The 5734-nt window shown below is 66.9% G+C and carries 7 protein-coding genes and 1 pseudogene; all 8 read right to left on the bottom strand.

The window, feature by feature from the left end:
• Nucleotides 1-107, bottom strand: a pseudogene (locus tag AC1DU6_RS18105) (ATP-binding cassette domain-containing protein); the annotation flags it as partial.
• A 68-nt stretch (nucleotides 108-175) separates the two neighbouring features.
• The gene (locus AC1DU6_RS18100; RefSeq protein ID WP_457325452.1) at nucleotides 176-1174 is read right to left on the bottom strand and encodes a branched-chain amino acid ABC transporter permease; all 999 of its coding nucleotides are present in this window, start codon (nucleotides 1172-1174) and stop codon (nucleotides 176-178) included.
• 10 nt (nucleotides 1175-1184) lie between these two features.
• The gene (locus AC1DU6_RS18095; RefSeq protein WP_477858705.1) at nucleotides 1185-2105 is read right to left on the bottom strand and encodes a branched-chain amino acid ABC transporter permease; all 921 of its coding nucleotides are present in this window, start codon (nucleotides 2103-2105) and stop codon (nucleotides 1185-1187) included.
• 10 nt (nucleotides 2106-2115) lie between these two features.
• Nucleotides 2116-3273: an ABC transporter substrate-binding protein gene (locus tag AC1DU6_RS18090; RefSeq protein WP_457325576.1), complete on the bottom strand. Its 1158-nt coding sequence runs from the start codon at nucleotides 3271-3273 to the stop codon at nucleotides 2116-2118.
• 37 nt (nucleotides 3274-3310) lie between these two features.
• On the bottom strand, nucleotides 3311-3628 hold the full coding sequence (locus tag AC1DU6_RS18085) for a non-heme iron oxygenase ferredoxin subunit (protein WP_457325577.1): 318 nt from the start codon (nucleotides 3626-3628) through the stop codon (nucleotides 3311-3313).
• A gap of 10 nt (nucleotides 3629-3638) precedes the next feature.
• Nucleotides 3639-4121: an aromatic-ring-hydroxylating dioxygenase subunit beta gene (locus AC1DU6_RS18080; RefSeq protein WP_457325578.1), complete on the bottom strand. Its 483-nt coding sequence runs from the start codon at nucleotides 4119-4121 to the stop codon at nucleotides 3639-3641.
• Between the two features lie 3 nt (nucleotides 4122-4124).
• Complete coding sequence (locus AC1DU6_RS18075; protein WP_477858701.1) at nucleotides 4125-5384, bottom strand: aromatic ring-hydroxylating dioxygenase subunit alpha; 1260 nt, start codon at nucleotides 5382-5384, stop codon at nucleotides 4125-4127.
• 34 nt (nucleotides 5385-5418) lie between these two features.
• On the bottom strand, nucleotides 5419-5734 hold a 316-nt coding region (locus tag AC1DU6_RS18070; RefSeq protein WP_477858700.1), incomplete at its 5' end, for a fumarylacetoacetate hydrolase family protein.

Raw genomic sequence — 5734 nt, 5'->3', positions numbered from 1 at the left:
CCTTCGAGCGGGCGCAACTCGCCGCTGAGCTGGTTGATCAGCGTTGTCTTGCCGGCGCCGTTGGGCCCGATGACGGCGTGCAGCTCGCCGGGCCGGATGTCCAGCGACACGCTGTCGGTCACCAGCAGCGAGCCGTAGCGCATCACCAGGCCATCTGTTCTGAGTGCGGCGGCCATCACGCATGCCCCTTCTGGATGGCCTGAACGACAGGGCCGGCAGCGGCCGGCTTGTGCAGGCGCTGCAGCAGGCCGGTGAGCCCTCCACGCCCCAGCAAGGCCATCAGCACGATGAGCGGGCCGAAGACGATCATCCAATGCTCGGTATAGCCCTTGAGCAACTCCTCCACGCCAAGGAAGACCACCGCGCCCAGCACGGGGCCGAACACCGTGCCCATGCCGCCCAGCACCACCATGACGATCAGGTCGCCGGAGACCGTCCAGGCCATCGTGCTTGGCGAGGCATAGGCGTTCATGTTCGCCAGCAGCATGCCGGCGAGCCCGCAAATGGCGCCCGACAGCACGAAGGCGGCCAGCTGCACGCGGCGAGGCGCCAGGCCGATGGCCTGCACCCGGCGTGCGTTCTGGCGCGCGCCACGCAAGGCCATGCCGAAGGGCGACAGGCGCAGCCTGGCCACCCACAGGGTCAACAGCGCCAACAGCACCCAGGCCGTGCCGTAGAGCACCGGCGAAGCACCGAGATCGATGCCGGCGCCGAAGCGGCTGGTCGTCGCGATGGCCAGGCCATCGTCGCCGCCGTACTGCTTCAGGCTGACCAGCAGGAAGTAGCCCATCTGCGCGAAGGCCAGCGTGATCATGATGAAGGACATGCCCGAGGTCCTCAGGCTGATGGCGCCGACAGCCAGCGCGACGAGGCTGCAGACGCCCAGGCTGATCAACAGATGCACCCAGCCGCTGTCGATGCCATGCGCCGCGGGCAACGCCACGGCATAGCTGCCCAGGCCGAGGAACAGCGCATGGCCGAAGCTGACCAGCCCGCCGAAACCCAGCGCCACGTTGAGCGCCGAGGCGGCGATGGCGTAGATGAGGATGCGTGTGAAAAAGGAGATCCAGAACGGCTGGCCCGTTGCCTGGGCAACGAAAGGCACGGCCAGCAGACCCGCGAACAGAACCAGCGGAACCAGCGTTGCCGGCCGCAAATAGGCAGTGGACATCATCACTCTCCGATCAGGCGCGTCGAGCCGGGAACAGCCCCTGCGGCTTCAATGCAAGCACCAGGGCCATCAACAGGTAGACGCTCATGGACGCGAGCGCCGGGCCGGCCGCATCGGCGATGGAACGTTCGGCGATCTGGCGCAGCAGCAACGGCAGCAGCACGCGGCCGAAGGTGTCGACCACGCCGACGATCATGGCCGCGTAGAGGGCACCCTTCACCGAGCCGATGCCGCCGATGACGATGACGACCAGGGTGGTGATGAGCACGGGCTCGCCCATGCCCGACTGCACCGAAAGCACCGGCCCCGCCATGGCGCCCGCCAACCCGGCCAGCGCGGCGCCCAGGCCGAACAGCACCGCATTGAGCAAGCCGATGTTGACGCCGAGCGCGGACACCAGCTGCGGGTACTGCGCGCCGGCGCGTATCAGCATGCCCAGGCGCGTCTTGTGGATCACCAGGTGCGACCCCACCGCCACGGCCAACCCGACCGCGATGATCGCGAAACGGTAGGCGGGATAGGTGAAGCCGAACAGGTTCACGGTGCCGTCAAGCACCTGCGGCACCTGGACGAAGAGCGGCTGCGGCCCCCAGACCATGCGCACCAACTCGTTGAAGAACATCACGAGGCCGAAGGTCGCCAGCACATGGTCGAGGTGGTCGCGCCGGTACAGCCGCGAGACGATCACCACCTCAAGCGCCATGCCCACCACCAGCGCCCCACCGGCCGCCGCCAGCAGCGCCAGCGCGAACGAATCGGTGGCGCCATAGGCCAGCGCGCCGGCATAGGCCCCGAGCATGTAGAGCGAGCCGTGCGCCAGATTGACGAAGCTCATGATGCCGAACACCAGCGTCAGGCCGGCAGCCAGGAGGAAGAGCAGCACCCCGTACTGCAGCCCGTTGAGCAGTTGCGCCAGCAGCAGCGTGGCATTCATGCCGCGCCCCTCAAGGCAGCGGGCATTGCTGCCCGTATGGGTCGGCGTGGGCGCTCAGCGGCGTGCCGACCTGGCGTGTCGCGATCTTGCCCGCGTCGCGCCAGGTCTCGAAGGCGTAGTAGTTCTGCACCGGCATGTTGTTCTTGCCGAAGCGGAACGGACCGCGCACCGACTTGACCTCGCTGCCCGCCGCCTTGACTGCCGCGGCCAGCTTCTTGGCGTCGCCGCCGGACTTGCGCAGGGCCGCATCGAGCAGCTGGGCCGCGTCATAGCCAGTGGCGGCGTACAGGCTGGGCGTGCGCTTGTACTTGGCCTGGAAGGCCGCGACGAAGGCCTTGTTCTCGGGGCTGTCCAGCGACGCGTCGTACATGGCGCCGCTGATGGCGCCGACCGCCGCGTCGCGCAGCGAAGGCAGCGTCGTGCCGTCCACGGTGAACACCGAATACAGCGGCAGCTTGCCCATCAGGCCGGCCTGGCTCATCTGCTTGACGAAGTTGATGCCCATGCCGCCGGGGTAGAAGACGAACACCGCGTCCGGCGCCGCCGCCTGCAGCTGCGCGATCTCGGCCGAGTAGTCGGGCTGGTTGACCTGGGTGAACACCTCGTCGACCACCTGGCCTTTGTAGTAGCGCTTGAAGCCGGCCAGCATGTCCTTGCCGGCCTGGTAGTTGGGGGCCATCAGGTAGACGCGCTTGATGCCCTTGTCCTGGGCGAACTTGCCCATGGCCTCTGCGGAGCCGTCGTTCTGCCAGGCCATCGAGAAGATGTTGGCCTTGCACTGCGCGCCGGCCAGCGGCGAGGGGCCGGCGTTGGTGGCAATGGCCACCACGCCCGACTCGACCAGCCGGGGCAGGCTGCCCATCAACACGTTGGAGAAGGACAGGCCGACGATGGCATCGACCTTGTCCTTGTCGATCAGCTTGCGAACGGCCTGCTGGCCGATCTCGGGCTTGAGCTGGTCGTCCTCCTTCAGCAGCGTGAGCGGCTGGCCGCCGAGCTTGCCGCCGAGCTGTTCGACGGCGAGATTGAAGCCGTCGACCTGGTCCTGCCCGACGAGGGCCTGCGGCCCGGAAAGCGGCGCCACCAGGCCGATGACGGCGGCTTGCGCCGCGCCGGCAACGGCCAGCGCAGCGGCGCCCAGGATGGCGATCTTGGATTTCATGCTCATGCTTGTCTCCTTGTAGTAGTGGCCCGATTGAACGGGGTCAGTCAATCTGCAGATAGACGCGCTGGCCGTCGATCTTCACGGGGTAGCTGCGCAGGGCCTCGGTGACCGGCTCGCACATCGGGCGGCCGTCGCGTACGTCGAACTTGCCCTGGTGAAGCGGGCACTCGATCTCGTGGCCGTCCAGGAAGCCGTCGCACAGCCGCGCATGGCCATGCGTGCAGATGTTGTCGGTGGCGTACACCTCGTCGCCGACGGTGTAGACGGCGATGTCGCGGCCGGCGACCGCCACGCCGATCACGTCGTCGGCAGGCAGCTGATCGCGCGCCAGCGCGTCGATCCAGTTGTCATGGTTCATGGCAGCGCTCTCAGATGGGATAGATGATGGAGTTCGGGATCATTTCGCTGTCGTAGATGCACTCGCGCGACGCGAACTTGAAGCCGCCCGGCGTGCGCACGACCACGTCGATATAGCGCCCGACGTTGAACACGGTGCTGGCCTCGGACAGCTTGGTGCGCAGCACCGCGTAGTTCGCTTCGGACTCGATGCGGTCGGCTTCAGCGCGGCGCACGACGGGCGCGCCGACGATGTGGCGCTGGTAGTAGGGATCGTGGAACAGCGTCTCCTTGATGCCGTAGACCCTGTCCTTGAGCATGCCCTTGCTGGTGAAGGACAGCGTGGCCAGCGGGAAGCCGCGCTCATGGTTCTCGCGGGGCTGCAGGCGGTAGACGCAGTCGTCGACGAAGAACTCGGGCCAGAGGTCCCAGTTGCCGGAGTCGACGGCGGCGGCGTAGTCGGCGTACAGCTGGCTCAGCGCCAGCCAGTCCTCGAAGTTGATGGACGCGGCCATAACTCAGTCCTCCATCACTTCGCGCCAGTAGCGGTACATGCCGCGTATCAGCGTCTCGGTGACCATGTGCTCCGTGTCCTCGACCTCGCGCCCGCCCAGCTCGGCCAGCGTGCGGTGGAAGGGCTTGCTCTCGAAGGCCTGCTGCGAGAACTCGATCACCTCGCCGTCATCGGCCGAGACGAAGCCGGCCGGGCCGAACAGGTTGGACTGGCGCAGGCGCCGCTGGGTCATCTCCTCGGTGTCGTCCTCGTAGCCGAAATGGGTCCAGACGAAGTCGAAGCTGCCGTGGCCGCTGGGCTGGATGTGGCGGGTCGACACGCTGTTGACCTGCTGCTGCAGGATGACGCTGGGGAAGATGGTGGTCATCACCGCAGTCGGCCCGCCCCACCAGGGCTCCGGGACGATGTCCAGGAAGCTCGGGTCGTGCAACTGCATAGTCTCCTTGAAGCTGGAGACCTGGGTCACCTGCTCGGACTTGCCGCCGCTGCCGCGCGTCGAGATCATGGACGCATGGCGATGGCGGTCGTCCATGCGGAGTTGCGACTTGTTGTCGGCGCGCCAGAGCCCGAAGGTGACGAACCAGGTGTGCAGCAGGCCCGGGTGATACGGGTCCTTGATGTTCTCCTGCATCAGCTTCCAGTTGCCCGGGATGCGCTGGCGGTTGTAGCCGAGGATCTTGAGCTTGCGGCCGTTGAACATGCGGTCGAAGTAGCCCAGGATGGTCGGGCCCATGAAGTCCTCGAAGGACTCGACGTCAGGATCGAACGAGGCGAACACCACGCCGCCACGCACGGCAACCTTGAGCTTGGTCAGCGCATGGTCGCTGGTCTTGAAGTCCGCCGGCATGCCGCCGTGCACCTGGCCGTCCTGCTTGACGCCGCGCCGGAAGGGCACGCCTTGCAGGTCGCCCTTGAGCGTGTAGCTCCACTGGTGGTAGGGGCAGACGAACTCCTTGCGGTTGCCGTGCCGCTCGCGGCAAAAGCGCATGCCGCGGTGCGCGCAGACGTTCTCGATCACGTTGATCGCGCCGTCGTTGTCGCGCGCCATGATGACCGAGCGCTCACCGATGACGGTGCGCTTGAAATCGCCCACATTGGGCACCTCGGCCTCCAGGCCGACGTAGCACCAGTGGCCCTTGTAGAAGAAGCGCTCCAGCTCGCGTTGGTAAAGCTGCTCGCTGGTGTAGGCCAGGAAGGGGATGCGGGAACTCCCCTCGCCTTCCCACCGGGCCTCGGTCGGGAAGATGGTGGACGTGTCGGCCATGCCTGTCTCCTTGTTGTTCTGGGCGCTCGCGGGCTCAGGCCGTGACGCGTACTTCGATCTGCCCGAGGCCGGTGATCGCGCCGAGCATCACGTCGCCCGCCACCACGGCGTTCACGCCCTCCGGCGTGCCGGTCATCAGCACGTCACCGGGCTGCAGTTCGTCGTACTGGGACAGCACGGCAATCGACTCGGCGACGGACCAGATCAGCTTCGCGATGTCGGACGACTGGCGTGCCTGGCCGTTGACGGTCAGGCTGATGGCAGCTTCGGCGGGATGCCCGATGTCTGCGGCCCGATGGACCGCACCGATGGGTGCCGATTGGGAGAAGGACTTGCCGAACTCCCAGGGC

The organism is Roseateles sp. P5_B10 (genome assembly GCF_056400485.1).
This window is presented reverse-complemented; position numbering and strand designations above follow the sequence as displayed.

Coding starts and splice junctions, on each gene's coding strand:
- AC1DU6_RS18100 (WP_457325452.1), bottom strand. CDS start 1,174: ATGATGTCCACTGCCTATTTGCGGCCGGCAACGCTGGTTCCGCTGGTT.
- AC1DU6_RS18095 (WP_477858705.1), bottom strand. CDS start 2,105: ATGAATGCCACGCTGCTGCTGGCGCAACTGCTCAACGGGCTGCAGTAC.
- AC1DU6_RS18090 (WP_457325576.1), bottom strand. CDS start 3,273: ATGAGCATGAAATCCAAGATCGCCATCCTGGGCGCCGCTGCGCTGGCC.
- AC1DU6_RS18085 (WP_457325577.1), bottom strand. CDS start 3,628: ATGAACCATGACAACTGGATCGACGCGCTGGCGCGCGATCAGCTGCCT.
- AC1DU6_RS18080 (WP_457325578.1), bottom strand. CDS start 4,121: ATGGCCGCGTCCATCAACTTCGAGGACTGGCTGGCGCTGAGCCAGCTG.
- AC1DU6_RS18075 (WP_477858701.1), bottom strand. CDS start 5,384: ATGGCCGACACGTCCACCATCTTCCCGACCGAGGCCCGGTGGGAAGGC.